The organism is Duganella rivi (assembly GCF_009857435.1).
Lineage (GTDB): Bacteria > Pseudomonadota > Gammaproteobacteria > Burkholderiales > Burkholderiaceae_D > Rugamonas > Rugamonas rivi.
Genome location: NZ_WWCK01000002.1, coordinates 182,449 through 209,132 on the forward strand (window position 1 = coordinate 182,449; position 26,684 = coordinate 209,132).

General features: G+C 58.5%; 28 protein-coding genes and 1 riboswitch. Of the genes, 18 read left to right on the forward strand and 10 right to left on the reverse strand.

Annotation, left to right across the window (positions count from 1 at the left end; translation table 11 throughout):
* Positions 1-70 precede the first annotated feature (70 nt).
* From scpC to GTP45_RS05390, 4 genes are read left to right on the forward strand one after another with little or no spacing between them, the layout of a single operon-like run.
* Entirely contained in the window at positions 71-1,564 is a 1,494-nt protein-coding gene (gene scpC / locus GTP45_RS05375; protein ID WP_161012864.1) for a succinyl-CoA:acetate CoA-transferase ScpC, read from the forward strand.
* 33 nt (positions 1,565-1,597) lie between these two features.
* Positions 1,598-2,725 carry a M14 family metallopeptidase gene (locus GTP45_RS05380; RefSeq protein WP_161012865.1) on the forward strand — a complete coding sequence of 376 codons (1,128 nt, stop codon included), beginning with the start codon at positions 1,598-1,600 and terminating at the stop codon, positions 2,723-2,725.
* A gap of 2 nt (positions 2,726-2,727) precedes the next feature.
* Positions 2,728-3,192, forward strand: a complete 465-nt coding sequence (locus tag GTP45_RS05385) for a CYTH domain-containing protein (protein ID WP_161012866.1) — start codon at positions 2,728-2,730, stop codon at positions 3,190-3,192.
* 28 nt (positions 3,193-3,220) lie between these two features.
* Positions 3,221-3,529: a hypothetical protein gene (locus GTP45_RS05390; protein ID WP_161012867.1), complete on the forward strand. Its 309-nt coding sequence runs from the start codon at positions 3,221-3,223 to the stop codon at positions 3,527-3,529.
* A 22-nt stretch (positions 3,530-3,551) separates the two neighbouring features.
* Here GTP45_RS05390 and GTP45_RS05395 read toward each other — a convergent pair whose 3' ends face one another.
* The 5 genes from GTP45_RS05395 to GTP45_RS05415 form a co-directional block, all read right to left on the reverse strand.
* Positions 3,552-4,814: a DUF2863 family protein gene (locus GTP45_RS05395; protein WP_161012868.1), complete on the reverse strand. Its 1,263-nt coding sequence runs from the start codon at positions 4,812-4,814 to the stop codon at positions 3,552-3,554.
* A 122-nt stretch (positions 4,815-4,936) separates the two neighbouring features.
* Entirely contained in the window at positions 4,937-7,645 is a 2,709-nt protein-coding gene (gene acnA / locus GTP45_RS05400; protein ID WP_161012869.1) for an aconitate hydratase AcnA, read from the reverse strand.
* Positions 7,646-7,680: 35 nt separating this feature from the next.
* Positions 7,681-8,187: a hypothetical protein gene (locus GTP45_RS05405; RefSeq protein ID WP_161012870.1), complete on the reverse strand. Its 507-nt coding sequence runs from the start codon at positions 8,185-8,187 to the stop codon at positions 7,681-7,683.
* Positions 8,187-9,191, reverse strand: coding sequence for an HpcH/HpaI aldolase/citrate lyase family protein (locus GTP45_RS05410; protein WP_161012871.1), 1,005 nt, complete (start codon positions 9,189-9,191; stop codon positions 8,187-8,189). The genes GTP45_RS05405 and GTP45_RS05410 overlap by 1 nt, the downstream gene beginning before the upstream one ends.
* 98 nt (positions 9,192-9,289) lie before the next feature.
* Positions 9,290-10,279 carry a malate dehydrogenase gene (locus GTP45_RS05415; RefSeq protein ID WP_161012872.1) on the reverse strand — a complete coding sequence of 330 codons (990 nt, stop codon included), beginning with the start codon at positions 10,277-10,279 and terminating at the stop codon, positions 9,290-9,292.
* A 239-nt stretch (positions 10,280-10,518) separates the two neighbouring features.
* Here GTP45_RS05415 and GTP45_RS05420 point away from each other — a divergent pair, with 239 nt between their 5' ends.
* From GTP45_RS05420 to GTP45_RS05460, 9 genes are all read left to right on the forward strand, one after another.
* Complete coding sequence (locus GTP45_RS05420; RefSeq protein ID WP_161012873.1) at positions 10,519-11,304, forward strand: GntR family transcriptional regulator; 786 nt, start codon at positions 10,519-10,521, stop codon at positions 11,302-11,304.
* A 207-nt stretch (positions 11,305-11,511) separates the two neighbouring features.
* On the forward strand, positions 11,512-11,934 hold the full coding sequence (gene sdhC / locus GTP45_RS05425) for a succinate dehydrogenase, cytochrome b556 subunit (protein WP_161012874.1): 423 nt from the start codon (positions 11,512-11,514) through the stop codon (positions 11,932-11,934).
* A gap of 1 nt (position 11,935) precedes the next feature.
* Complete coding sequence (sdhD, locus tag GTP45_RS05430) at positions 11,936-12,307, forward strand: succinate dehydrogenase, hydrophobic membrane anchor protein (RefSeq protein WP_161012875.1); 372 nt, start codon at positions 11,936-11,938, stop codon at positions 12,305-12,307.
* 2 nt (positions 12,308-12,309) lie between these two features.
* On the forward strand, positions 12,310-14,088 hold the full coding sequence (sdhA, locus tag GTP45_RS05435; RefSeq protein ID WP_161012876.1) for a succinate dehydrogenase flavoprotein subunit: 1,779 nt from the start codon (positions 12,310-12,312) through the stop codon (positions 14,086-14,088).
* Positions 14,089-14,097: 9 nt separating this feature from the next.
* On the forward strand, positions 14,098-14,808 hold the full coding sequence (locus tag GTP45_RS05440; RefSeq protein WP_092273755.1) for a succinate dehydrogenase iron-sulfur subunit: 711 nt from the start codon (positions 14,098-14,100) through the stop codon (positions 14,806-14,808).
* Positions 14,809-14,864: 56 nt separating this feature from the next.
* Complete coding sequence (locus GTP45_RS05445) at positions 14,865-15,146, forward strand: FAD assembly factor SdhE (RefSeq protein WP_161012877.1); 282 nt, start codon at positions 14,865-14,867, stop codon at positions 15,144-15,146.
* A 63-nt stretch (positions 15,147-15,209) separates the two neighbouring features.
* The gene (gene gltA, locus GTP45_RS05450) at positions 15,210-16,511 is read left to right on the forward strand and encodes a citrate synthase (protein WP_161012878.1); all 1,302 of its coding nucleotides are present in this window, start codon (positions 15,210-15,212) and stop codon (positions 16,509-16,511) included.
* 119 nt (positions 16,512-16,630) lie between these two features.
* Positions 16,631-16,960 (forward strand): hypothetical protein, encoded by a 330-nt coding sequence (locus GTP45_RS05455; RefSeq protein WP_161012879.1) that lies wholly within the window; start codon positions 16,631-16,633, stop codon positions 16,958-16,960.
* Between the two features lie 2 nt (positions 16,961-16,962).
* The gene (locus tag GTP45_RS05460; RefSeq protein ID WP_161012880.1) at positions 16,963-17,226 is read left to right on the forward strand and encodes a hypothetical protein; all 264 of its coding nucleotides are present in this window, start codon (positions 16,963-16,965) and stop codon (positions 17,224-17,226) included.
* 226 nt (positions 17,227-17,452) lie between these two features.
* Here GTP45_RS05460 and GTP45_RS05465 read toward each other — a convergent pair whose 3' ends face one another.
* Positions 17,453-17,788 (reverse strand): PilZ domain-containing protein, encoded by a 336-nt coding sequence (locus GTP45_RS05465; protein WP_161012881.1) that lies wholly within the window; start codon positions 17,786-17,788, stop codon positions 17,453-17,455.
* 201 nt (positions 17,789-17,989) lie between these two features.
* On the opposite strand from GTP45_RS05465, the gene GTP45_RS05470 reads away from it, so the two are divergent.
* The 4 genes from GTP45_RS05470 to GTP45_RS05485 all read left to right on the forward strand — a co-directional run bounded on the left by GTP45_RS05470 (position 17,990) and on the right by GTP45_RS05485 (position 23,173).
* Positions 17,990-19,237, forward strand: a complete 1,248-nt coding sequence (locus GTP45_RS05470; RefSeq protein WP_161012882.1) for an HlyD family secretion protein — start codon at positions 17,990-17,992, stop codon at positions 19,235-19,237.
* A gap of 119 nt (positions 19,238-19,356) precedes the next feature.
* A complete protein-coding gene (locus GTP45_RS05475; protein ID WP_161012883.1) occupies positions 19,357-19,698 on the forward strand; it encodes a hypothetical protein in 342 nt (113 codons plus the stop codon).
* Between the two features lie 70 nt (positions 19,699-19,768).
* Complete coding sequence (locus GTP45_RS05480) at positions 19,769-21,049, forward strand: alpha/beta fold hydrolase (RefSeq protein WP_161012884.1); 1,281 nt, start codon at positions 19,769-19,771, stop codon at positions 21,047-21,049.
* Between the two features lie 6 nt (positions 21,050-21,055).
* Positions 21,056-23,173, forward strand: coding sequence for a peptidase domain-containing ABC transporter (locus GTP45_RS05485; RefSeq protein ID WP_229258348.1), 2,118 nt, complete (start codon positions 21,056-21,058; stop codon positions 23,171-23,173).
* Positions 23,174-23,220: 47 nt separating this feature from the next.
* Here the strand turns inward: GTP45_RS05485 and GTP45_RS05490 are convergent, their stop codons facing one another.
* Entirely contained in the window at positions 23,221-23,541 is a 321-nt protein-coding gene (locus GTP45_RS05490; protein WP_161012885.1) for a hypothetical protein, read from the reverse strand.
* Between the two features lie 40 nt (positions 23,542-23,581).
* Positions 23,582-23,685: riboswitch (SAM-I-IV-variant riboswitch) on the reverse strand.
* 130 nt (positions 23,686-23,815) lie between these two features.
* On the opposite strand from GTP45_RS05490, the gene GTP45_RS05495 reads away from it, so the two are divergent.
* Positions 23,816-24,247 carry a FlxA-like family protein gene (locus tag GTP45_RS05495; protein WP_161012886.1) on the forward strand — a complete coding sequence of 144 codons (432 nt, stop codon included), beginning with the start codon at positions 23,816-23,818 and terminating at the stop codon, positions 24,245-24,247.
* 7 nt (positions 24,248-24,254) lie between these two features.
* Here GTP45_RS05495 and GTP45_RS05500 read toward each other — a convergent pair whose 3' ends face one another.
* The 3 genes from GTP45_RS05500 to GTP45_RS05510 are packed head-to-tail and all read right to left on the reverse strand — an operon-like array spanning position 24,255 to position 26,342.
* The gene (locus tag GTP45_RS05500; RefSeq protein WP_161012887.1) at positions 24,255-24,665 is read right to left on the reverse strand and encodes a hypothetical protein; all 411 of its coding nucleotides are present in this window, start codon (positions 24,663-24,665) and stop codon (positions 24,255-24,257) included.
* A 9-nt stretch (positions 24,666-24,674) separates the two neighbouring features.
* Entirely contained in the window at positions 24,675-25,049 is a 375-nt protein-coding gene (locus GTP45_RS05505) for a BlaI/MecI/CopY family transcriptional regulator (RefSeq protein WP_161012888.1), read from the reverse strand.
* 18 nt (positions 25,050-25,067) lie between these two features.
* Complete coding sequence (locus GTP45_RS05510) at positions 25,068-26,342, reverse strand: leucine-rich repeat-containing protein kinase family protein (RefSeq protein ID WP_161012889.1); 1,275 nt, start codon at positions 26,340-26,342, stop codon at positions 25,068-25,070.
* Between the last annotated feature and the right edge of the window lie 342 nt (positions 26,343-26,684).

Genomic DNA, 26,684 nt, shown 5'->3' on the forward strand with positions numbered 1-26,684 from the left:
GTTGAGAATTTAAGTCATGAAACGACTTTTTCCTGATTCTATACTGGATCAAAGAATGAGGAGAACAATCATGTACGAAGATCGCATCCGCCGCCCGGCACTCATGAACAAGCTGATGAGCGCCGAGAAAGCCGCCCTTTTATTCAAAGACGGTATGACTGTGGGTATGAGCGGCTTTACCAGAGCCGGAGACGCCAAGGCGCTGCCGTTAGCGCTGGTTGAACGTTCGCGCCAGTCGCCTTTGCATCTCACTTTGCTGACCGGCGCGTCGCTCGGCAACGACAGCGATGGCTTGATGGCCAACGCCGGCGTGGTCGCGCGCCGCATGCCGTTTCAGGCCGACGCCGCGCTGCGCCGAAAGATCAATTCCGGCGAGGTGATGTTCATCGACCAGCACTTGTCGGAGACCGCCGAGCAGCTGCGTTCCGGCGATCTGAAGGCCATCGATATCGCGGTGATTGAAGCAGTGGCGATTACGCCTGATGGCGGCATTATTCCTACCATGTCGGTCGGGAACACGGCCAACTTCGCGCAGCAGGCCGACAAGGTGATCGTCGAGATTAATCTGAGCGCGCCGCTGGCGCTGGAAGGCTTCCACGATATCTACGTGCCGGGCAATCGTCCGCATCGCGGCGCGATTCCGCTGCTGACGCCTTGGCAGCGCATGGGCTGGACTTCCATCCCGGTGCACCCGGATCGCATCGCTGCCATCGTCATTACCGATAGCCCGGACAGCCCATCCAACGCGCTGCCGCCGGACGACGAGACTGACGCCATCGCGCGCCACGTCATCACCTTCCTTGAAGGCGAGGTGAAGGCAGGGCGCATGGATCCGTCGCTGCGGCCGCTGCAAGCGGGCATCGGCACTATCGCCAACGCGGTGCTGCATGGCCTGATCGATTCGCCGTTCCGCAACATGACCATGTATTCGGAGGTGCTGCAGGATAGCGCGATTGAGCTGCTCGATTCGGGGCAGTTGTCGATGGCGTCGGCGTCGTCGATCACGCTGTCGGCGGCCATGCACGAGAAGTTCATCCACAATCTTGAGAAGTACCGCGAGCGCATTGTGCTGCGGCCGCAGGAGATCAGCAATCACCCAGAAGTGGTGCGCCGTCTCGGCATCATCGCGCTGAACACGGCGCTGGAGTACGACATTTACGGCAATGTGAATTCGACCCACGTCGGCGGCACGCACATGATGAACGGTATCGGCGGTTCGGGCGACTTTGCGCGCAACGGCCAGTTGTCCATCTTCGTCAGCAAATCGGTGGCCAAGGATGGCGCGATTTCGAGCGTGGTGCCGTTTGTGGCGCACGTCGATCATACCGAGCACGATGTAGACGTGGTGGTGTCCGAATGGGGCTTGGCCGACCTGCGTGGCCTCGCGCCACGCGAACGCGCACCGCTCATCATCGAGAACTGCGCTCACCCGGATTATCGCCCGCAGCTGCGCGCTTATTTCGAAGAAGCGAAGCAGGGCGGCGGCCAGACCCCGCACGTCCTGGAGAAGGCCTTGTCGTGGCACGCCCGCTATAAACGCGAGGGGAGCATGCTGGTAAAATAACGGTCATAAAAATTCACTTGATATTGGATTAACATGACCATCAAAATCAGCCAGAACTTCGACTCCGGCGCCATTGAAGTGCTGCGCGCCGACAGTGCAGCCACCATCGAACTGAATCTGCGCAAGGACTCGCACGCGGACATTCACCAGTGGTTCCACTTCCGCGTGCAGGGCGCGCGCGGCCAGAAGCTGAACATGCGCTTCCTGAACGCCGGCAGCGCTACTTACGCCAAAGGTTACGAAGACTATCAGGCGGTCGCCAGCTACGACACCGAGAATTGGTTCCGCGTGCCGACCACCTTCGATGGCGAGGTCATGACGATCAAGCACACGCCGGACACCGACAGCATCTACTACGCTTACTTCGAGCCGTATTCGTTCGAACGCCACCTGCGCTTGCTGGGCGAAGTGGGCGAGCACCCGCTGGCCCGCGTGCACGACCTGGGCAGCACGGTTGATGGCCGCGATATGAACCTGGTCGTCATCGGCAAGCCGGAAGCGGAAAAGAAAATCTGGTTCATCGCGCGCCAGCACCCGGGCGAGTCGATGGCCGAGTGGTTCATCGAAGGCCTGATCGATTCGCTGCTGGATGATGCGAATCCAATCGCGCGCAAGCTGCTGCAACGCTGCGTGTTCTACATCGTGCCGAACATGAACCCGGACGGCTCGGTGCGTGGCAATCTGCGCACCAACGCGGCTGGCGCTAACCTGAACCGCGAGTGGATGACCCCATCCGTCGAGCGGAGCCCGGAAGTGCTTTACGTGAAGCAGAAGATGCACGAAACCGGCATCGATATGTTCTTCGATATTCACGGTGATGAAGCGCTGCCGTACAACTTCGTGGCCGGTAACGAGATGCTGGAGAACTTCAGCGACGAGCGCCGCGCCAAGCAGCAGGCTTTCATTGACCGCTACAAGAACGCCTCGCCGGACTTCCAGGATACCGTCGGCTACGCAGCCAGCAAGTACAAGGAAGACATGCTGACGCTGGCCTCCAAGTACGTCGGCCACCACTTCGGCTGCCTGGCGCTGACGCTGGAGATGCCGTTCAAGGACAACGCGGATCTGCCTGATCCTGCCGTTGGCTGGAACGGCGCGCGTAGTGCGGCGCTGGGTGCTGCGATCCTGCAGCCTATCCTGCTGTCGCTGAACGACTACTGATCATGGGCGTCGAAATCGAGCGCAAGTTCCTGTTGCGCGGCGATGGCTGGATGACGCTTGGAGAACCGGTGTTCTTCAAGCAGGGCTACCTGTCGTCGCACAAGGATCGCGTGGTGCGCGTGCGGATTGAAGGCGAGCGTGCAGTGATGACGATCAAGGGCGCCAATAAAGGCGCCACGCGCGGCGAATGGGAATACGAAATCCCCGTTGCCGATGCGGCCGAGCTGCTCGACGGTTTGTGCGAGCAGCCCTTGATCGAAAAGTACCGCCGCCGCATCACGTACGCGGGCAATGTGTGGGAAGTGGATGAGTTCCTCGGCGCGAATGCCGGACTGGTGGTGGCGGAGATTGAATTGCAGTCGGAAGACCAGCAGTTCGACAAGCCGGACTGGATCGGAGAGGAAGTCACCGACGATCTGCGCTACCTCAACTCCAGCTTAATTAAGCACCCGTATTCCGCTTGGTAAAGCCGCTCGTTTGTCCTAAGCTGTAAGGATGGACAACGAACGACAAATGGCGCTTGAAGCGCGCTTCGATATGATACTGCCGACCTTGGCTACCAAGTCGGATATCGAAGCTTTGCGCGCAGAGATGCACAAAATGTCTGCTGAGGGCTACCGTTGGATGGTGGCTTCGATGATTGGTATGTTTCTTGGCTTCGGCGGGCTGTACTTCGCTAGCAACAACGCTGCAAAGCCGCAGCCGGCAGCGCCGGTTGTCGTGCAGGCACCGCCGGCGCAGGTGCAGCCGATACAAACATTACCGCCCATCGTCATCTACGTCACGCCGCCAGCACAAAAATAAAGCCCCGTGAGGGGCTTTATCGTTAGTGGAAGTGCTCCGTGCCGGTCGGGGCGTCTTCCGGCATTTCGGCGTGGGCCAGTTCGCCTTGCGGGTCGGCGAACAGCGGGGCGCCGCAGTCATCGCAGAATTCCATCACGTAGCGCTCGGTGTGCTTCTTGATCTGCGTGATGCCCGCTGCGTTCAGATGCGCGGTGATATCTTCCACCGGCGTCATCGGCTTTTGCAGCGCGGTCAGCGCGCCCGGGCCTTCCGGCGGCGTGCCTTCTTCATCTTCCTGCCCGTACAGCGGCCACACCACGCCATAGATCACGTCCGGCGACGAACGCTGGGTGAAGGCCACGCGGTATTCGTCGATCTGGCCATCGGCGGTTTCTTCGCCAAAGCCGGCAATCACGGCGCGCAGTTCGGATGGCTCTACCGACAGCGTGTGCGTCAGGTAGTGCACCGCCGCGCGGATCGATACCGGGCGAATCAACTTGTCCGCTTCGCGGCAGGCCATGTAGTAAGCCTCCGGCAACAGCAGCTCAACGCCGCAACCCGGCAGCAGACGGTTGACGGTCGGCGTGGCTTGCACACGCCATTGTTCCAGCGCGGAAGCACGCTCGGCAGCGAAGCTGGCTTGATGCTCGGCCATTTGCCAGCGGAACAGCGGCGCGCCGGCCGGCGCCACCACGGCCACCAGCAGGTAGCGCGTGTCGGCCAGGAACGGTGCGGTTTCCGGCACCTTGGTGTCGGCCTTCAGCACGCTGCCTTTGATGGCGGCTTGCGCCAGCTTGTGCACTTTGCCGTAGGTCTCGACGTGGCTGCGCGGCAGCTGGTCGATCGAGAACAGGGTAGGCGACATGGCCAGCTGCGTGCCATCGGCCAGCAGGTGGGCGGAGAAGTGCGCCGTCAGCGTTTGCAGAATATCGGACGGAATCGCGCCGGAGGCAATTGCAAAGCGCGTCCACGCCAGGATGGGCGCGGCCACCAGCAGCACGTCGAATTGCTTGCTGACGCCGTCGGCGGTTTCAACGGTGAAGCTGCCCGATTCGCTGCCGGCTTCCACACTGTCCATCAACACGTCGTAGGCGTTCAGGTCTTCCTTGAACAGCGCGTTGAGCGTGGCGTCGATGGTGTCCTGGTGGCCGGTTTTCAAGAGTTTCTGGAGCTGTGCATCGAGGGAGTGTTCCCATGCACGTTCTTCGATGCGGCTAGCCGCCTGCCCAACTGCTTGAGCATAGGTGGCGAGGCGCTGGCTCTCGGCGGACAACTTGTGAGGTGAAGCTTGTTTTGAACGACGCATCGCGCGGAGAGTCTCTATAAAAGTGAATAAAACTGATTATGACCCTATTGTAGATGATTCGGCAAACGTGCATAAAAAAACGCCGGGACAAGCCCGGCGTTCTCTCTGTAACTGCTTAACGATTAAGCAGCCAGCAGTTGGCGCAGAACGAACGGCAGGATGCCGCCGTGCTTGTAGTAGTCCACTTCGATCGGGGTATCGATACGCAGCAGCACTTTGACTTCCTGCTTGGTACCGTCGGCGCGGTGGATCACCAGCGTGGCTTGCTGCTGAGGCTTGATCTCGCCGTCCAGGCCTTTCAGATCGTAGGTTTCCTTGCCGGTGATGCCCAGCGATTCGACCGAGTCGTTGCCGATGAATTGCAGCGGCAGCACGCCCATGCCCACCAGGTTGGAGCGGTGGATACGTTCGAACGAACGCACGATCACAGCCTTCACGCCCAGCAGCTGGGTGCCTTTCGCTGCCCAGTCGCGCGACGAGCCGGTGCCGTACTCTTCGCCGCCGAACACCATGGTCGGGGTACCCGCTGCCACGTACTTCATGGCCGCGTCGTAGATCGACAGCTGTTCGCCCGATGGCTGGTGAATGGTGATGCCGCCTTCGACTGCGGAACCGTCGGCCTTCGGCGGGATCATCTTGTTCTTGATGCGCACGTTGGCGAAGGTGCCGCGCATCATGATTTCGTGGTTGCCGCGGCGCGAGCCGTAGGAGTTGAAATCGGCTTTCGACACGCCGTTTTCTTTCAGCCATTTACCGGCCGGGCCGTCTTCCTTGATCGAGCCGGCTGGCGAGATGTGGTCGGTGGTGATCGAGTCGCCAAACACGCCCAGCGCGCGCGCGCCGGTGATGTTGGGATCGGTCGCTTTCGGGGTCATCTCGAAGCCGTCGAAGAACGGTGGCTCGGCGATGTAGGTCGAAGCAGGCCAGTTGTACACTTGACCTTCGGTCGACGACACGTTTTCCCACAGCTTGCCTGGATTGCCCTTGACGTCGGCGTAGTTCGATTTGAACACTTTCGAGTTCATCGCAAACTTCATCAGCTTGGCGATCTCTTTCGAGGTCGGCCAGATGTCGCCCAGGTACACGTCCTTGCCGTCCTTGCCCTTGCCGACCGGCTCGGTCATCAGGTCGACGGTCATGTTGCCGGCGATGGCGTAGGCAACCACCAGCGGAGGCGAAGCCAGGAAGTTGGAGCGGATATTCGGGTGAATACGCGCTTCAAAGTTGCGGTTACCGGACAGCACGGCCGAAGCGACGATGTCGTTCGAGGTGATGGCGGCGTTCAGTTCAGGCGTCAGGTCGCCGGCGTTGCCGATGCAGGTGGTGCAACCGTACGCGGTCACGCCGAAGCCCAGTTTTTCCAGGTATGGCAGCAGGCCGGCGGCGGTCAGGTACTCGGTCACCACGCGCGAGCCAGGCGCCAGCGAGGTCTTGATGTGCGGCGCCACGGTCAGGCCGGCTTCCACCGCCTTCTTCGCCAGCAGGCCGGCAGCCAGCAGCACGCTCGGGTTCGAGGTGTTGGTGCACGAGGTGATGGCGGCGATCAGCACGTCGCCGTTCTTCACGTTGACGCCGTTGGTGGTGGTGTAGGTCTTGGTCAGGTCGTCGGCTTTTTTGTTGAAGCCGTTGTCCGAAGTCGGTTTCGAGAACAGTTCGGTGAAGTTGTTTTTCACGTTGCCGATTTCGATACGGTCTTGCGGACGCTTAGGGCCGGCCAGCGACGGGGTCACGTCGGTCAGGTTCAGTTCCAGCACCCGGGTGTAGTCGATGTCGCCGGCTTTCGGAATGCCGTACATGCCCTGCGCCTTGAAGTAAGCCTGGAAGGAAGCGATCTCTTCCTTGGTGCGGCCGGTGCCTTCGAAGTATTCGATGGTGGCGTCGTCAACCGGGAAGAAGCCCATGGTCGCGCCGTATTCCGGCGCCATGTTGGCGATGGTGGCGCGGTCGGTGACCGACAGGGTCTCGGTGCCTTCGCCGAAGAATTCGACGAATTTGCCCACGACCTTAGCCTTGCGCAGCATTTCGGTGATGGTCAGCACCAGGTCGGTCGCGGTGCAGCCTTCGCGCAGCACGCCGGTCAGGTTGACGCCGATCACGTCCGGGGTCAGGAAGTAAACTGGCTGGCCCAGCATGCCGGCTTCCGCCTCGATGCCGCCCACGCCCCAGCCGACCACGCCGATACCGTTGATCATGGTGGTGTGCGAGTCGGTGCCGACCAGCGAGTCAGGATAGTAGACGCCGTTGCTGTCCTTGTGGACGCCGCGCGCCAGGTATTCCAGGTTGACCTGGTGGACGATGCCGAAGCCCGGCGGCACCACGCCGAAGGTGTCAAACGCTTGCATGCCCCACTTCATGAACTGGTAGCGCTCGTTGTTGCGCGAGAATTCCAGCTTCATGTTCAGGTCCAGCGCTTTCGGCTCGCGGAAGTGGTCGATGGTGACCGAGTGGTCAACCACCAGGTCGACCGGCACCAGCGGCTCGATCTTCTTGGCGTTCACGCCCATCTTGTAGGCGACGTTGCGCATCGCGGCCAGGTCGGCCAGCAGCGGCACGCCGGTGAAGTCTTGCAGCACCACGCGGGCGACGACGAATGGAATCTCGTCTACGCGCTCGGCGGTGGCGCCCCAGTTGGCGACTTGCTTGACGTGTTCTTCGGTGACTTTCTTGCCGTCGACGTTACGCAGAACCGACTCCAGCACGACGCGGATCGATACCGGCAGGCGGGAGATTTTGGCGCCCAGGCTTTTTTCCAGGGCTGGCAGCGAATAGAACTTCGCCTTTTTACCCGAAATACTGAATTCCTGAAGCGTGTTAAGCGTGTTGTGGGACATGACCTCTCCTTCGGGTGGGTGCGGGTTTTTGGAACTTATTGCAGCGTGTTGGCCGGCGCCTCGGTGATGGCGACCGGCTTCATTTGTTCGGCATTGCGGCATTCATTGGCCAGCTGGCGGTTTTGCTTGGAATCGAGCAGCATGCCCTTGGCCGGGATGCCGATCCAGATCAGGCCGTAGAGCTTGTTCTCGAAGCGGTTGGCGCCGGTGGTGGTGCCGACGCGGGTCAGGCGGTGCAGGCGCTTTTTCCAGCGCAGCGCGATGTGCGCTTCGTCGTTGGTGTTGGCGTAGATGGTGATCTTGTTGCCCAGTTCGCAGTCGAACTCGGTGACGGCGGAATCGGTGATCGATGGTTCGTCGGCTTCTTCATCCGGCGCTTTTGGTTCGACCGGCTTGGCGGCTTTCTTGGTGGTTTTGGTGACAGCTTTCTTCACCACTTTCTTGGTGGTGTCGCCATCGGTGTTGGCGGCGTGGGCGCCAGTTGCCAGTGTCAGCGAGGCCAGCGTGAGGCTGCAGGCCATGAATAATTTGGAGATGGACATCAGTGTGCTTCCTGTTTGTGATCGGTGGTGCTACCGTTGAACAGCGGCGCGACGGATTCGGGCAAGGTCAGCCCGGCCAGTTTAGCGCGCTGCAAAACAGTCCAATAGTATCTGTAGCTGGCGCGATCATGCAATCGGCCATTTTGGGCAATCGGCCCCCATTGTACGGCAGCTGCTTCGTGCAGAATGGCGGCCGCCTCGCTGACCTCGGACAGGCGCGGGGTAAAGGTTTTGATGATCGGCTTGATCTGGTTCGGGTGGATGCTCCACATGCGCGTAAAGCCGAACTCGGCGGCGGCACGCTGGGCATCGTTGGCGGCGACAGCGGTATCCTTGATCTCGGTGGTCACGTTATGCGACGGCACCTTGCCGTGCGCATGGCAGGCGGCGGCGATTTCCAGCTTGGCGCGCGTTACCAGCGGATGGGTGAACTGGCCCGGCGTGCGCATCGCCGCACCGGGAATTGCGCCGTAGTGCGACGAGACGAAATCCATGATGCCAAACGACAGGCTCTGCACCTGGGGCAGGGCGGCGATCGCGTAGGCGTCGCGCAGGGCGCCGTGGGTCTCGATCAGCACGTGCACCGGCAAGTCCTTGCGGCCGGCCTTGGCGGCGTGGGTGTTGATCAGCTTGATGGCGCGTTCGACTTCGGCCACGCCATGCACCTTGGGCAGCATGATGTAGGCCAGGCGCTGGGCGGCGGCGCAGATGATTTCCACGTCGCGCGCAAAGAACGGGCTGCCGACATCGTGCACGCGGGCGCCGATGCGGTTGAATTTGTTCTCGTCGGAGTTGAGCAGTTCGACCACCAGCTTGGCGTGCGCCTCCTCGTTGCCGGCGCTGGCGCCGTCTTCGCAATCGAGGGTGATGTCGAACAGTGGGCCAAGTTCTTGTTGCAGGGCGATCGACTTGCGCATCAGCTTTTCGGAGCCGGCGTAGTGATCACATGCGGGCAGCAACAGCGGCTGGCGGTTACCCTGGAATAAAACCTCGGATGGATGCATGCAGGAAGGATCAGGTGAAACAGATACCGCGCTGCTCTCGGCAGCGCGGCGGGTGCGGCGGATCGGTGGTTTAACCGGTTCCACGTGCGGACAGAAGATTATGGCAGCAGGTGCTTAACGCCTTCGCGCTCTTCGGTCAGTTCTTTCAGGGTCAGGTTGATGCGCTCTTGCGAGAAGGCGTCGATTTCCAGGCCCTGGACGATTTTGTATTCACCGTTTTCGGTGGTCACTGGGAAGCCGAACATGATGCCTTCAGGGATGCCGTACGAACCGTCCGATGGCACGCCCATGGTAGTCCACTTGCCGTTGGTGCCAACGTGCCAGTCATGTACGTGGTCGATGGCGGCGTTGGCAGCCGAAGCAGCCGACGACAGGCCGCGCGCTTCGATGATCGCTGCGCCGCGCTTGCCAACGGTAGGCAGGAACACGTTGGCGTTCCATTCCTGGTCGTTGATCAGGTCTTTCACGTTTTTGCCGTTCACGGTAGCGAAGCGGTAGTCAGCGTACATGGTTGGCGAGTGGTTGCCCCACACGGTCAGCTTCTCGATGTCTTTCACCTGGGTGCCGGTCTTGGCAGCCACTTGCGACAGCGCGCGGTTGTGGTCCAGGCGCAGCATGGCGGTGAAGTTCTTCGCTGGCAGCGAAGGCGCCGATTTCATGGCGATGTAGGCGTTGGTGTTGGCTGGGTTGCCGACCACCAGAACTTTCACGTTGCGCGAAGCGACTTGGTCCAGTGCCTTGCCCTGGGCGGTGAAGATCTGGGCATTGGCTTCCAGCAGGTCTTTACGCTCCATGCCTGGGCCGCGTGGACGGGCGCCAACCAGCACGGCGTAGTCGACATCCTTGAAGGCGGTCAGTGGATCGGAGTGGGCGGTCATCTCGGTCAGCAGCGGGAATGCGCAGTCGTCGATTTCCATCATCACGCCCTTCAGCGCTTTCTGTGCTTTTTCGTCGGCGATTTCCAGCAGTTGCAGGATAACTGGTTGGTCTTTGCCGAGCATGTCGCCGTTAGCGATACGGAACAGCAGAGCGTAGCCGATTTGGCCGGCGGCGCCGGTGACAGCAACACGCAGTGGGGTTTTAGCCATGATGAATCTCCAAAGTGGGAAGTGAATCGTTCGTGAAGCAGGGCCGGCGGCCGACCCGGGAAAACGTAATGATACTGCAAAATAAGCGCTTTATAATCGCGTATCCATAAAGCGCTTGGCTCGGGAGTGTAGGCTTGGCGCCACTATCTGTCAATCCTATCTTATGTCTTATATAAGACAGATAAGTTATTGCCGTTTTTTCTGGACGGCACCAGTCTTTTGTGGTGAAATCTTGGCCTATGAGTTCCACCCCGTCCAATCCGAATAATAATCCTGCCGCCGCAAATGCTGGCGGCGCGGGTGGCTCGTCTCCTACTTTCTCTCCTTTGTACCAGCAAATCAAGGCTCTTATTACGCAGAGCCTGCAGTCCGGCGAGTGGAAGCCGGGCGAGCTGATTCCTAGCGAAGTGGAACTGGCCAACCGTTTCAAGGTCAGCCAGGGCACCGTGCGCAAGGCGATCGACGAGCTGGCGGCGGAGAACCTGGTGATGCGCAAGCAGGGCAAGGGCACGTTCGTCTCGACCCACCACGAGGCGCGCGCACACTTCCGCTTCCTGCGCCTGATGCCGGACGAGGGCGTGCCGCACTACCCTGAAAGTAAGTTCATAGAAGTGAAGCGCATGCGCGCGCCGGCCGACGTGGCGCGCCTGCTCGACTTGAAGTCCGGCGACGCCGTGATCTTCGTCAAGCGCGTGCAGTCGTTCGACGGCGTGCCGACGATTGTCGAGGAGCTGTGGCTGCCGGGTCTCACCTTCAAGGGATTGACTGCCGAGCGCCTGGAAGAATACAAAGGCCCTATGTACGGCCTGTTTGAGTCGGAATTCGGCACCCGCATGATCCGCGCCACGGAGAAAATCCGTGCCGTCTGTGCCGGCGCAGACGACGCCGCACTGTTGAAAATTACCGTGAATACGCCGCTGCTGGCGTCCGAGCGGGTCTCGTTTACCTATGGCGACAAGGCGGTCGAGCTGCGCCGCGGCCTGTACCTGACCGAACGCCATCACTACCACAATGAGTTGAATTGATGGAGACACAGCGCGCAGTCATACGGCTGTAGCATTGTTGCGCTGATAATACGTTGAGCTACGGAAAGGTAGCCAGAGCCGAGCTTCTCATGGTGTTGCCAACGATTATTTTTGTTATATGTAACAATAGATATTGGTTATGAGAGTAGAAATAGGCGAAAATCGCAGTCTCACCAAATTTTTGTATAAGCCTGAGGAGGTCTTGTTATGTCAGAAGCCGTAAGGGAAGCCCCTAAAAAAGAACGGCCGGAGTTCCGTAACATTCACGTTACCGAACTGTCCAACTACCGCATGCCATTGGCTGCCATCGTATCGATCCTGCACCGTATTTCGGGCGTAGGCATGTTCGTGCTGCTGCCATTCGTGCTCTATCTCTTGCAGAACTCCCTGCGCTCCGAGATCTCTTTCGCGTACTACGAAGGTTTCGTGACCTACCCGCTGGTCAAAGTGATCATCCTGGGCCTGTCGTGGAGCTTCCTGCACCACATGCTGGCTGGTATCCGTCACCTGGTGATGGACCTGCACATTGGCCTGGACAAGCACTCGGCGCGCAAGTCGTCGGCCACCGTTCTGGTCATCAGCCTGGTGCTGACCGCCCTGATCGCCCTGAAACTGTTTGGAGTATTCTGAAATGTCCATTAACGATAACGGTATCGGCCCTAAACGCCGCGTCGTCGGCGCTTCCTATGGCATGCGCGACTGGCTGGCGCAACGCGTCACCGCAGTCATCATGGTGATCTACACCGCCACCCTGGTGCTGGCCTTCCTGACCGGCCAGAACTTCACCTACGAAGGCTGGGCCGGCTTGTTCGCCCAGCAGTGGTTCAAACTGGTTACCGCTGTGACCCTGATCGGCCTGTTCTACCACGCGTGGGTAGGCATGCGTGACGTCTGGATGGACTATGTGCGCGCCGTTGGCCCGCGCCTGTTCCTGCAAATCGCCACCATGGCCTGGCTGATCGGCTGCGCCGTGTGGTCGATTCAAATTATCTGGAGTGTCTAATCGTGGCAGCTATCAAATCTGCAATCCCTACCCGCCGCTTTGACGCGGTAATCGTCGGCGCCGGCGGCTCCGGCATGCGCGCATCGCTGCAACTGGCCGAAGCCGGCCTGAATGTGGCTGTTCTCTCCAAAGTGTTCCCAACCCGTTCCCACACCGTGGCAGCGCAGGGCGGTATCGGCGCCTCGCTGGGCAATATGGCCGAAGACAACTGGTTCTGGCACATGTTCGACACCGTCAAAGGTGGCGACTACCTGGGCGACCAGGACGCGATCGAATTCATGTGCCGCGAAGCACCGAAGGTCGTGTACGAGCTGGAACACTTCGGCATGCCGTTCGACCGTAACCCGGACGGCACCATCTATCAGCGTCCGTTCGGCGGCCACACCGCCAACTTCGGTGAAAAAGCTGTGCAGCGCGCTTGCGCCGCAGCTGACCGTACCGGCCACGCACTGCTGCACACCCTGTACCAGCGTAACGTCCGCGCACGTACCCACTTCTTCGTGGAGTGGATGGCGCTGGACCTGATCCGCGACGCCGAAGGCGACGTGGTTGGTGTGGTAGCCCTGGAAATGGAAACCGGCGAAGTCATGATGCTGGAAGCGAAAACCACCATCTTCGCCACCGGCGGTGCTGGCCGTATCTTCGCCGCTTCGACCAATGCCTTCATCAACACCGGCGACGGCATGGGTATGGCGGCACGTGCCGGCCTGCCACTGCAAGACATGGAATTCTGGCAGTTCCACCCGACCGGCGTGGCCGGCGCGGGCGTGCTGATCACCGAAGGTGTACGCGGTGAAGGCGGTATCCTGATCAACTCGGAAGGCGAGCGCTTCATGGAGCGTTATGCTCCGACGCTGAAAGACCTGGCGCCGCGCGACTTCGTGTCCCGCTCGATGGACCAGGAGATCAAAGAAGGCCGCGGCTGCGGCCCGAACAAAGACCACGTCATGCTGGACCTGCGCCACATCGGCAAGGACACCATCGAGAAGCGTCTGCCGTCGATTCTGGAAATCGGCCACAAGTTCGCCAACGTCGATGCGACCAAGGAACCGATCCCGGTCGTGCCAACCATCCACTACCAGATGGGCGGTATCCCGACCAATATCCACGGCCAGGTTGTCACCCCGAACGGCGACGGCACCCAGAAAGTGGTCAACGGTCTGTACGCCATCGGCGAATGCGCCTGCGTATCGGTGCACGGCGCCAACCGCCTGGGCACCAACTCGCTGCTGGACCTGGTGGTGTTCGGCCGCGCAGCCGGCAACCACGTGGTCGCATCGAACCTGAAGCAGAAGGAAAACAAGCCGCTGCCGAAAGACGCCGCCGACTTCGCACTGAACCGCCTGAACAAGCTGGAAACCTCGACCGGCACTGAGAAAGTGCAGGGCGTGGCCAACGACATCCGTTCGACCATGCAGAAATACTGCGGCGTGTTCCGTACCGACGAGATGCTGAACAAAGGCGTCGAAGAGATCATGAAGCTGGACGAGCGCCGCAAGCACGTTTCGTTCAAGGACAAGTCGAAAGTGTTCAACACCGCCCGTGTTGAAGCACTGGAACTGGACAACCTGATCGAAACCGCGAAAGCGACCATCGTGTCGGCAGCAGCCCGTAAAGAATCGCGCGGCGCCCACGCCCACGACGATTTCCCGCACCGCGACGACGACAACTGGATGAAGCACACGCTGTGGTACTCGGAAGGCAACCGCCTGGACTACAAGGCAGTCGTCACCAAGCCGCTGACGGTTGATACCTTCAAACCGAAACCACGTACTTTCTAAGGCTATAAAATGGCACGCACTCTCAAACTGAAAATTTACCGCTACGACCCGGATCAGGACGCCAAGCCGTACATGCAAGACGTCACCGTCGAGCTGAAAGACACCGACAAAATGCTGCTGGACGCCCTGCAGCGCATCAAGTCGGACGTGGATGACTCGCTGGCCCTGCGCCGCTCGTGCCGCGAAGGCGTGTGCGGTTCGGACGCGATGAACATCAACGGCAAGAACGGTCTGGCTTGCACCACCAACCTGAACGAGCTGACCGAGCCTATCGTGCTGCGTCCGCTGCCAGGCTTGCCGGTGATCCGCGATCTGATCGTCGACATGACCCAGTTCTTCAAGCAGTACGATTCGATCAAGCCATACCTGATCAACGATTCGATCCGCCCAGAGAAAGAGCGCCTGCAGACCCCTGCAGAACGCGAAGAACTCGACGGCCTGTACGAGTGCATCCTGTGCGCGTGCTGCTCGACCTCGTGCCCATCATTCTGGTGGAACCCGGACAAGTTCGTCGGCCCGGCCGGCCTGCTGCAAGCCTACCGCTTTATCGCCGACTCGCGCGACGAAGCCACCGGCCAGCGCCTGGACAACCTGGAAGATCCGTACCGCCTGTTCCGCTGCCACTCGATCATGAACTGCGTCGATGTCTGCCCTAAGGGTCTGAACCCGAACAAGGCCATCGGCAAGATCAAAGAGCTGATGGTACGCCGCGCAATCTAATGCGCACACGGGCGGCGGCAGTAGCGCCGCCCGTTTTTGTGTAAAGTAGTAAGACTATGACTGAAACGAACCCTTCTGCGCATCAGTCCGACCCAGCCAACCGTGCCCGCCTGCGCTGGCGCTCCCGTCGGGGTCTGCTGGAAAACGACATCATCCTGACGCGTTTTCTGGATGCGCATGAAACCGAATTGACCGACGAGGAAGTGGACGCATTCACGCGGCTCCTCGACTTGTCGGACAATGCCCTGATGGATCTGGTACTGGCCCGTAAAGAGCCGGAAGGCGAAATCGACCTGCCACACGTGCATGCGATGTTGCAGCGGTTACGTAGTGCGTAGTTAAATCACACCCAGAATTTTTGCTTTTTTTATTCGCATCATCTCTCCAAGAAGGAAGAGTCCATGAACATCTCTGATAACAAAGCCACTCTCTCGTTCTCCGATGGCAGCCCAGCGGTCGAATTCCCGATCTACAAGGGCACCGTTGGCCCGGACGTCATCGATATCCGCAAGCTGTACGCCGGCACCGGCAAGTTCACCTACGACCCAGGCTTTATGTCGACCGCGTCGTGCAACTCGTCGATCACCTACATCGACGGCGACAAAGGCGAACTGCAATACCGCGGCTACCCAATCGAACAGCTGGCCGTGAACGCCGACTTCATGGAATCGTGCTACCTGCTGCTGAACGGCGAACTGCCGAACGGCGTGCAGAAAAAAGAATTCGTCGACACCGTGACCAAGCACACCATGGTGCACGAACAGATGCAATTCTTCTTCCGCGGCTTCCGTCGTGACGCGCACCCGATGTCGGTACTGGTTGGTACCGTTGGCGCGCTGGCCTCGTTCTACCACGACTCGCTGGACATCAACGATGCCAAGCAGCGTGAAATCTCGGCCATCCGCCTGATCGCCAAGATGCCTACCCTGGTGGCGATGGCTTACAAGTACTCGATCGGCCAGCCGTTCATGTACCCACGCAACGACCTGTCGTACTCGGCCAACTTCATGCGCATGATGTTCGGCAATCCGTGCGAAGAGTACAAAGTCAACGACGTGCTGGTGCGCGCTCTTGACCGTATCCTGATCCTGCACGCCGACCACGAGCAGAACGCTTCGACCTCGACCGTGCGTCTGGCCGGTTCGTCGGGTGCGAATCCGTTCGCCTGTATCGCTGCCGGTATCGCTTGCCTGTGGGGCCCTGCCCACGGCGGCGCCAACGAAGCGGCACTGACCATGCTGAAAGAAATCGGCTCGGTCGAGAACATTCCTGCCTTCATCGCTCAGGTGAAAGACAAGAACTCGGGCGTGAAGCTGATGGGCTTCGGTCACCGCGTCTACAAGAACTTCGACCCACGTGCGAAGCTGATGCGCGAAACCTGCTACGAAGTGCTGAACGAACTGGGCCTGCAAGACGACCCACTGTTCAAGCTGGCGATGGAACTGGAAAAGATTGCACTGAACGACGAATACTTCGTCTCGCGCAAACTGTACCCGAACGTCGACTTCTACTCGGGCATCGTGCAGTCGGCACTGGGCATCCCAGTCTCGCTGTTCACCGGCATCTTCGCGATGGCGCGTACCATCGGCTGGATCGCCCAGTGGAACGAAATGATCGCCGACCCGGAACAGAAAATCGGCCGTCCACGCCAGCTGTTCGTCGGCTCGGCAACCCGCGACGTACCACCGCTGGACAAGCGTTAATCCAGGGTTTTACGCAGCAAATGAAAAACGGGCTTCGGCCCGTTTTTTTTTCGCCGATTGCCGGAACTTACTGCTGCGCTGCCAGTCCAAGCCTTATCCATAACCGTTGTGGAGGGCAAGTGATGGACATCTCCCATATGGAGCCCAGGCTGCTCCAATGCGGCCTGACGCAAGAGCAGGTCAACGAACTGAAAGCTGCCGCCGCCAAACTCCCACCCGGCATTGAGGACGGCACGCTAATCAACATTCCCCGCATCCCCGGCCTCACGCAACAGCAATCCGAGTTACTTGTGTCGCGTTTGTTGGATCGACTGGCCATCGAGCTTGGCCTACCAGTCGATGATCCCGACCTATATGATGAGTTAGGCTTTCCTTCGTTAGAAGAATTGATAGAGCTTGCTGAGCGCCATGAGCAGGTAATGCAGACGAAGGAACATGAGCGTGCCTAAACATGGATATCTTAGCTTCCGCGATGCGTCGGCTCCTTACGTCCATAGGTACCATGGGCGGGCTCGCCTTACGGGTATGGAAGCTGTTATCGCACCTAATTTTTCTTGAAGAACGGCGACGCGTAGAGCACCTGCGGAATGAAGGCCACGAAATTCAAAATATGCAGGCATACGAAAAGCTTTTGGCGCAACACGCCAAGCTCATGCGCGCTTTAGGAAGTAGTCCGAAAGATGTCGAGACATTGATTGTTGAGCTAATGAATTAACGCTTACGAGCTTACTTGAGATTGCACGCTATGCCTGATGCCAAAATAGGAGTGGTTCCGCAACATGAGGAAGTTGAATTTAGGGAGCGCAAAATAGAGCCGCCATTTATGGACGTCGCACACGCAGAAAGTAGCGCCGCGATAATGAAAAACAAAATGATTTTCATATCTACTACTCCTTAACTTCATGTCTGCAAATTGCCGTTTGCTGGCGGAGATTGGCTACCTAACTTTTGCTTTCTTGCAGAAGCTGATGGAAGACAGCGCGGCTGTCTTCGTCGATGCGGAGGAATTGGACGCCGGTTTTGTAGCCTAGCTCGGTGTCGGGATCGCTATAGACCACCTGGCCCATGGCTAGCACGTTGTGGTTGGTGTCTCCCAGCTGGATCTTGAACGAGACGGCACAGTATTGCGCGAGGCGGATCTGATTTTCGGTTTGCAGGCTGATGCCGCCGTGCGACAGATCCAAGGTTTGGACCTCGTGGCGGCTTTCGTCAGTCATGGTGAGCACGGCCGGCTGGCGGACAGCGTGGCGGCGGGCGCTGCGGGCTTTTTGAGTCATGGTGCTACCGAGAGTTGGATTGTGAAAAGATTATCACATTCTCCGGCGGTGTTCAGGAAGTTTTCAGGCCTTGGCTCCGCACAGTATCTCAAATCCTCTCCATTAACATTCCTCAATAGAAAGCTTGCGTTATAGCAATGTCTTATCTTTCTCGGCGCGCAAAATGGACTCAACGGGTAATCAGAGAGCGGGAAGATAAACATGCGCAGCTGCGATCAATTATTTCGTGAAGAGATTCTTCGTGCGCATGGGGCAAGCCCATTCGGGTCAATTATATTGATGCGACCCGTGCCGATATTGCTTGCGGCATGGATTGCGATTTTGCTGAGCGTTGCACTTTGTTTGTTTTTAATCCTGGGAAAGTACACGCCAAAGGTGCGTGTTACGGGACAAATTGTGCCGGTTGGTGGTGCGATCAGGGCAGTGGCTCCGCAGTTTGGCCGCATCGTGACAGCTCATGTTCACGAGGGGGCGGCGGTCACTATCGGCCAGGTTATCTATGAATTGTCGTCGGAACGCAATACTGAGAACCGCAATATTGATACACGTATCAATGCCGCGTTGGTCGAAAAGCAAAAGCTGCTTGATCAGGAGCAGTTGATGCAGGTCGCACAATTGACGCGTCTGGAGCAGGCGCTGGGTGAACGACGTCGACTCAGCCAAGCTGGACTGACGCGTTTCGATCAAGAGATATTGTTGCAGCAGAATCGAGTGGCGAATATCACCAAAGTGCTGGCGCGTTATCGGTCCTTGCGCGAAGAAGGCTTTGTGTCGGAACTACAGCTTATCCAGTATGAAAGCGAGCAGGGGGAGCAGCTTGGCCGTCTGCAGACGTTGGAGCGAGCCAAACTGGATGCGTTACGCGATCTGCGGCAAATCGATGCCGACACGGAGCAATTACGTAGCCAGATCGTTATTGGTAACCTGCAGGCGCGCCGTGCCCGTAGTGATCTTGAGCATGAAGTGGCCGAGCAGTCTGCACGGGCGCGAATTCAAGTGCTTGCACCCGCAACAGGAAGGATTACCGCATTGTCCGCCGTGATGGGGGAGTCGGTTGGCGCCGGTGCGGTGCTGGCAACTGTCATTCCCGCTGACTGTGTGCTTGAAGCACACCTGATGGCCCCATCGCGTGCTATCGGATTCGTATCGACTGGCCAAAGTGTACGCCTGCGAGTGGCGGCATTTCCCTATCAAAAATTCGGCCAGATTCACGGGACGGTGGGCAATGTCGAGTTGAGCCCGTCCTCTTCCGGCGCATTGTCCCAAGTGACCGAACCCATGTATCGGATCACGGTCCAGTTGGCCCGGCAATCGGTTGATGGCTTGGGGCGCCAACATCAATTCAAAGCAGGCATGGCGGTGGAAGCTGATATGCGGCAGGAACCGCGTCGCCTGATCAACTGGTTGTTCGATCCCATTTTGAGCGCAGCCAAGGACTATGCCAGTTGATGCAGATTCAGGATTGCGGTCGACGCACTGCAATGATCGCGCGATGCCCTCATGGTAGCGCGAGTAGCATCGGCCATCCCGCCGGGATGGTTGTTTAACTTACTTTGGAGGTTCAAATCATGCGAACAATTACCAGTCAAGAACAGGCCGCCGTCGTGGGAGGTATTGATAGCGTAAATGTCCCTGCTAAGAAGAAAGACGACGGAGCGGCATCGGCCGCGCTCCAAATGTCCATCAGCAATAGCGGCGCGAACAGCGCCGGCTCAGCCGGGGGCGTTGGCGGAAGCGGAAAGCAGACCATCACGACCTGTGTTGATACCGTTACACAGGTCAGTCAAACCGGCGGTCCGTCTGAAATGAGTTTTGGCGTTCAAGGCGTGAGCTTGAGGCAAGTCCCTAAGATCGAATCTGTCACCAAAACCAGCAAGTGCACGAGTGTCACAACTCAGCGCAGCCAATAAGCGCTTGGCTTTCCGTGATTTAACCGCCGGATAGAAAAATCCGGCGGTCATTGTCTGTATCGGTGAAATCATGCGGAATCGTATATCGAACATCGTACTTTGGGGCGTCTTTTTTATGTGCACATTGTGCTTGCATCCGGCTTTTGCCCAGCACACGTGGCACTTTTCTGTTCCTGCGAGCGCGTCCTCTGATGCGATGCGCGGACAGGTTGATTGGCCAAATGGAGCGCTGAACCAATGGGATGGGCCTGTGCTATTGCTCGTATCGTCGGGTAATCCGAATGATCGTGATGGCTGGCTGGTCAGGTCAATTGAAACAGTATGGTGGGAACGCCTACCTCTAAAAGAATTTACAGTCGCGCTGCTGGCCGAAGGCATCGCAGTCATTCGCTTTGATAATCCGGGTGTGTTGCCTCCGTCGCTGAAATGTCGGGAGACTATTCGTAAGCGGGGCCTTAGCGCTGAAGTCTTGCGAAAGCACTGTCTGAATGCTGCGGTCGTGGGAAAGTTCACGCCCACGAGGTATTTGAACAATATAGAAAGTCTGTTACTCCGTGTGCAAGCCCAGATGCCAGCTGTTCGGAGCAGGCTAGCCGCATTAGGTTTTTCAGAAGGTTTGTACCATGCCGCGTCGCTGGCAGATCGGGGAAGGTTCGTTCTGCAAGGGTTGATTTCGATTGGCTCTCCAGCAGAAGCATTCACATCATTGAGTCACTGGCAGGGAGTAGAGCGTGTTATGGAAACGCTGGCGGACTTCGATGTCAATATGGACGGTATTGTCACCAATGAGGAAATCAGACAAGGACATCAAAGGGGCATCAATAACTTCCTCAGTCTTGGTGGCTGGCTTAGTGAGAGCGGCGCTTGGGGAGATGATAATCGCGCCACCCTGAATGCTCGAGCATTGTTGGCCTACGAGGAGATTCGGCAGCGGTATATCGATATAGCTGGTCCTGGTAAGCTGGAATGGGTGACGGAAGCCAACGGTGTGCCTGTCCCCAATATGACAGAGTCACTTTGGCAGCTTCATTTCTTCGGCGAGCTTGCTCCTCTGGATGTGATGCAGCGGCGTGCTATTCCGGGGTTGTTTTTTTGGGGCGAGAATGATCGACAGGTGGGTATTGGCCGACAAGCAGATCTGGTGGATCAAGCGATAAAAGGAGGGGCGGATATCCAATATCGACGCCTGCCCGGTCGATACCATTTACTCTCACGGCACGAGGACTTGGACTGGCTAGAGGCCGATTTCATGCCGATCATTGCGAAACAGGTGGTCCTGTTTCTGAAAGGGCGCCGCTGTCAGGAACTTGACGCACGCGGCCGCGATTGCTGGCCACGGCCAGATCAATGATAGAGCATGGCAGGTCTACTCCACATGAATGCAAAGATTCCTTTGGCCTTTGGCGCCAAGCAAGTCCCCATGATTTTGCAGACTGAGGCCGCCGAGTGCGGCTTGGCCTGTCTGGCGATGATCGCCGGATGGTATGGTCATCATACCGATTTGTCCGTGCTGCGCGCCCGCTTTGTCATTTCGCTCAATGGTGTCAATCTGACCCATCTTGTACAGTATGCAAATGGTCTGAAGTTGTCGGCGCGCGCGCTTAGACTGGAGATCGAAGAATTGGGGCAGCTCGCGCTACCGTGCATATTGCACTGGGATTTGAACCATTTTGTGGTCTTGGTGAACACGGATCGCAAAGGTATCTTGATTCATGATCCCGCCGTGGGCGCGCATCACGTACCCTACGCGCAGGTAGCCAAGTATTTCACCGGTGTAGCGTTGGAACTGACGCCGATGGCAAGTTTCAAGCCCGCCGACGAGCGGCGCCGCGTATCGTTGATGGCACTGATGGGCAGGGTTGACGGATTGTGGCGCAGTTTCGGACTGGTGTTTGGTATGGCGTTGGCTCTTGAAGTGTTCGCGCTGGCGGCGCCGATGTTGAATCAGTGGGTGGTGGATGAAGCGCTGGTATCAGCGGATCGCAGTTTGCTCAATGTACTGGTGGGCGGCTGTGCCCTGATGCTGGCGATCCAGACCGCCATTTCGTTGGCGCGGGGCTGGACCGTCATGTATTTATCCACGCACCTTAGTCTGCAGTGGATGGCGAATGTGTTCACGCATTTATTGCATTTACCGATGGCGTGGTTCGAGAAGCGGCACTTGGGGGATGTTGTGTCGCGTTTCGGTTCCGTCTCGACCATTCAACATACGCTGACGACCGGCTTTATCGAGGCGATACTCGATGGCCTGTTTGCCCTCGCAACTCTGGCGATGATGTTGATCTATAGTGTGCAGTTGGCCGCTGTGGTGCTGATCGCGGTGCTGGTTTATGCGGGGATAAGGGTTCTGTCGTTCGGGCCGCTGCGTATGGCAAATGAAGAGGCTTTGCTACTGGGGGCGAAAGAGCATAGTCATTTTCTGGAGACGATCCGTGGCGTGCAGGCGATCAAGCTGTTTGGCAGGGAGCTGGACCGCCGTGGCCGCTGGGTGAATCTATTGGTCGATTCAGTCAACCGCAGTGTGCGCACCGAGAAGTTCATGCTGTGGTTTGGCATTGCCAGTACCGCCGTGTTCAGCGCTGAGCACCTGACCGTACTGTGGCTCGGTGCCGGCAAGGTGATGGATGGTGCCCTGACCATTGGCATGTTGTTGGCATTTACATCTTACGGTGCGCAGTTCGGTGGACGCATGGCGGCGTTGATTAACCGATTCGTGGAGTTTCGTCTGCTGTCCGTTCATGCCGAACGTTTGGCCGATATCGTGCTGGAGGCCGTTGAGCCGGAGGGGCAACAAGCTCATGTGACTACGGAGTTGGCGCCACGCATAGAATTGGTGGACGTGAGTTTTCGTTACGCGGAAAACGAGCCTTGGATCATCCGGCATTTGACGTTAACAATAGAGCCGGGCGAGTCGGTTGTGCTGGTCGGGCCTTCCGGTGGCGGCAAGACCACCCTCGTCAAGTTAATTCTGGGAATCCTCAAACCAACGGAGGGGGAACTGCGCCTTGGTGGCTGTCCAATGCAATTGTTGGGGGCGTCGGCCTCAAGGCGCCTCATGGCCGCAGTAATGCAAGACGACCATTTGTTGGCTGGTTCGTTCGCCGAAAACATTAGTTTCTTTGACCCGCAACCACTGCAGGAGCGCATTGAGTTGTGCGCTAGCATGGCGGCGGTGCATGATGATATCGTGGGGATGCCAATGGGATACCATACTCTGGCGGGTGATATGGGAATGACTCTATCCGGCGGGCAGAAGCAGCGAATACTACTTGCCCGTGCGCTGTACAAGTCCCCGAAGATCATGATTCTAGATGAGGCCACCAGCCATTTGGATGTGCTGCGGGAGCGGCAGGTTAATCAAGCGATCGGCGAATTGGCGATGACACGTATCTGCGTTGCCCACAGGCCGGAAACGATTGCCATGTCGGGGCGTGTGATTCGATTGGGTAACGACATGCCCGGCCTTACACAGTGAATGGCGTGTCCGCTTGTAAGCAGCAGTTGACATGGTGTTGTCGAGAATCAGGCCTTGGCTGCGGCGCTGTCGAAATGCAGCATGTGTTCGACGTGGACTTTGATTTCGCTGTTCAGGCTGGCCAGTGCTTTGCGCAACGCGCGGGCGGAGGCTTCGCCGATGCCGCCGACGGTGATGCTGTGCTCGTAAAAGCCGCCACGGCGCAGGATCAGCCACTTGTCGACGCGGGCGTTGGAGCTTTTCAAGGTCGATTCCAGTTCGCCAGCAGCAGGCTGGCTGGCGCCCAGCGACAGATGGAAGGTGTGCGTCATGCGGAACTGTTGATCCAGTGCGCTGGCGTCTTGGGTGAGGGAAGTCTGATTGGTCATGGTAGCTCCAGAAATCTTGGCTCGATTCGGAGCAAACCACGTGCACCCGCTTCGTTGCCGTTAAAAGGCCGCATCGCCACAAGGGCTTCCACCTTGCCCGGGGAGGCAGGTTGGCGTCGGATCAACCGACTCTTGATGCATAAATAATATCCGCTATAGCGAAATTTTGTTCAATATAGCGGAAATTTCGTGCTTCGGCAATAGGCTACTTGCTAAGGTTCCTCGGAAGTTTGCCGCTAACGATGGGGAGGGCGGGAATAGGAGGCTACTGATTATGAACACTGCAAATGTTGCTCCTGCTTACCTTGCACAGCTGGCCATCGCCACTGGCGCTCCCGGTGCTTCGGGCGCCACGGAAAGCACGACGGCACGAACCGCGATTCTGCAGCAAATCCGCAAGCTGCAAAAGCTGGAAGCAGGACTTGGTGAACAATTGGCCAAGTTGGCAGGCGACCGCACTTCGGATGGAATCCAGCAAAGGATCGCATTGCAGCAGCAAATTGACGGCATCGAGCAGCAAATTAAGGCGCTACAAATAGCCTTGCTGCAAAAGGATGCCGACCGTAAGGTGAACGTCCCTAAAACGGATGACAGTCAAACCTCGGCGTCCGCTGAGAGTGGCAGTGATCTTGCGGCCCCTGAAAGCGGTGACAAGAGCATCGCTGCGGCCGCCACTATCGGTACGGTGATTAATACCGCCGCTTGATGCCGATTTATCCTGGACGCTTATTGCGATCTGGACGCAGCACCAGCAACCACCAGCAAAGCACGCCCAGCGTCAGCTGCGGCAGGTTGTAGATAAATTTGTCGAGCGTGATATCGCGCCGCTGCGGCCATGCACTGTTGGCGGTTTCGGCAATGATGTTGGTGTGATAAAAGCAGGCCGCCAACAGGAACAGCGCGGCAACGCCCCAGATCGCGGGCAGGCTAGTCACGCGATGACGCAGCAGTGCCGCGAACGGATACACCAGCACGCAGCAGAAGACGTAGGCAAACAGGTTGGCCGGCAGGTTAGCCAGATCAGCGTGCGGCAGCACGATAGGCACAGCGCAAATCGCCACTGCGAGCATCACGGCAATAACGGGATGGGCCCGGTCAGGCCAGGCATGGAAGCGGTTGTTCATTGACTGGGCTTACTTCTCTTGATCCAGCAACGCCTGGATTTCTTCGCGTTCTTTTTTGCTGACGTGGCCGCCGCGCAGGGCTGCCAGGACCAGGGCTTTGCCGGAGCCGGCGAAGGCTTTTTGGATCAGGTCTTTCAGCAGGTTGGTTTGCACGGAGTCTTGCTCTTGCACCGGCGCGTAGATGTGGGCGCGCTGGCTTTCGTCGCGTTTCAGCAGGCCTTTGGTGTGCATCACTTGCAGCACGCGCAGGACGTTGGCGTAGCTGGTGTCGGGACGCGTTTCCAGCGCCGCTTCGTGCACTTGCCGCGCAGTCGCTGGGCCGAGCGCGAATAGCAGGCGCAGCATTTCCAGTTCGGCGGCAGTTGGTTTCGGTAAGGTGCTCATGGATGTAGAATAAAATATCTAGAATGGATTGTCTAGCTGTTCTTTGATGTCGCTGAAACGCGGGCTGCCTTGCTGGCAGTCGGCTTGCAGTTGGCGCAGGCGTGGCAGGGGCGTGTCGCAGCGATCCAGCAGTTCTTCCAGCAGGTTGCCGAAGGCGCGGACTTCCAGTGTTTGCAGCGCGGCGGCATGCGGCCCGGCCGGATCGTAGAACGAGGCGGCGCCGAAGTCGCCCAGCAGCGTGTGGCCGTGGTCGTCGTGCAGGACGTTGTGGCCGTATAGGTCGCCGTGCATAATGCCGTGCGAGTGCAATTGCGCTGCGGCCGAAGCGATGCCGCGCGCGATCGACAACATGGCGTCCAGATTGAAACGCTTGCTGTCCTTGTAGATGTCGCGCGTGCAGCTGCCCAGGCTCGGCGGGCCGGCGAGGTTGTGGAAGTCCGGCGAGATCAGCGCCATGGCCAGGCCGTGCGCACCTTCTGGGTGGTCTTCAATGTGGCCCAGCACCGGGATCAGGTTAGGATGCGCGCCAGCGCCGAGGCAGGCGGCCATTTCGCTGAGCGGTGAGCCGTCGCTGGTCATCGCGCCTTTGAAGAGTTTGGCCGCGATGTGCTGGCCGCGCCAGTCGGCGCGGTAGATCACGCCGGAGGCGCCTTCGCCCAGCTTGTCGCCCAGCGTCAGTTCGGGCCAGCGGATGGTAGCCGATGGCGTGTGAACCAGCGTGTCTTCCAGTTGCTCGCACAGCGGGTTGCCAGCATAGGCCAGCCACGTCAGGCGCGGCAGCGACAGCAGCCACGGCGGCAGCGCCTCCAGCTGATTGGATGCGATGCGCAGCAGTTCCAGTTTGTGTAGCTGCGCCATTGATTCTGGCAGGGCGCGCAGGCGGTTCCCGGCCAGCATCAGCTTTTGCAGCAAAGGGCGTTCGCCCAGCGCGGCTGGCAGCTCTTCGATGTCGTTATCGGTTAGCACCAGCCAGCGTAGCGCGGCCGGCAGGGCGGCGGCAGGCACGTGCCGAATTTGGTTGGCTTTGAAGCCGACCATCGTCAGCGAAGGGCAGGCGCCGAGTACCGCCGGCAGTTCAGTGAACTGGTTATCCGAGCAAAAGATGATGCGCAGCTTGTGCAAGCGCGGCAGGTCATCCGGCAGCGACGTCAGCGCATTGCCGGACAGGTCGAGAATTTCCAGCCTATCGGCCAGCGCGTAAATCTCGCGCGGGAATTCGGTGAGGCCGCAGCGCAAGGTCAGGCGCGTGATGCCTGCCAGTGCGCCGCTGCGCAACTGCTCAAGGGTGTGCATGGGATGAGGCGGTGAACAACGACGGCGCAGTGTAACACTTCGTCGCCGCAGCAGGCAGGCTGGCCACGTTGCTCACTGGTTACACCCCATCCGAATGGAGATGTACGGCATGTGCACTTTTCGTCAACATATGTCATCAGCCTTGCCCCCCATGCTGGACTTATTGCTGATGTGGTTTAGTCGAAAAAGCCGTTAAATATTTGAAAACATTAAGCGCAAACCAAGCGTCCATGCGGCTTAAGTTAAAATTAATGCTGAAAGATTTACCGTGATTTTGTCGCGCAAATGATTGTTGAGATACAATACCGGTGCTATGCTGAATGGCCCGTTTTAGGTAACACT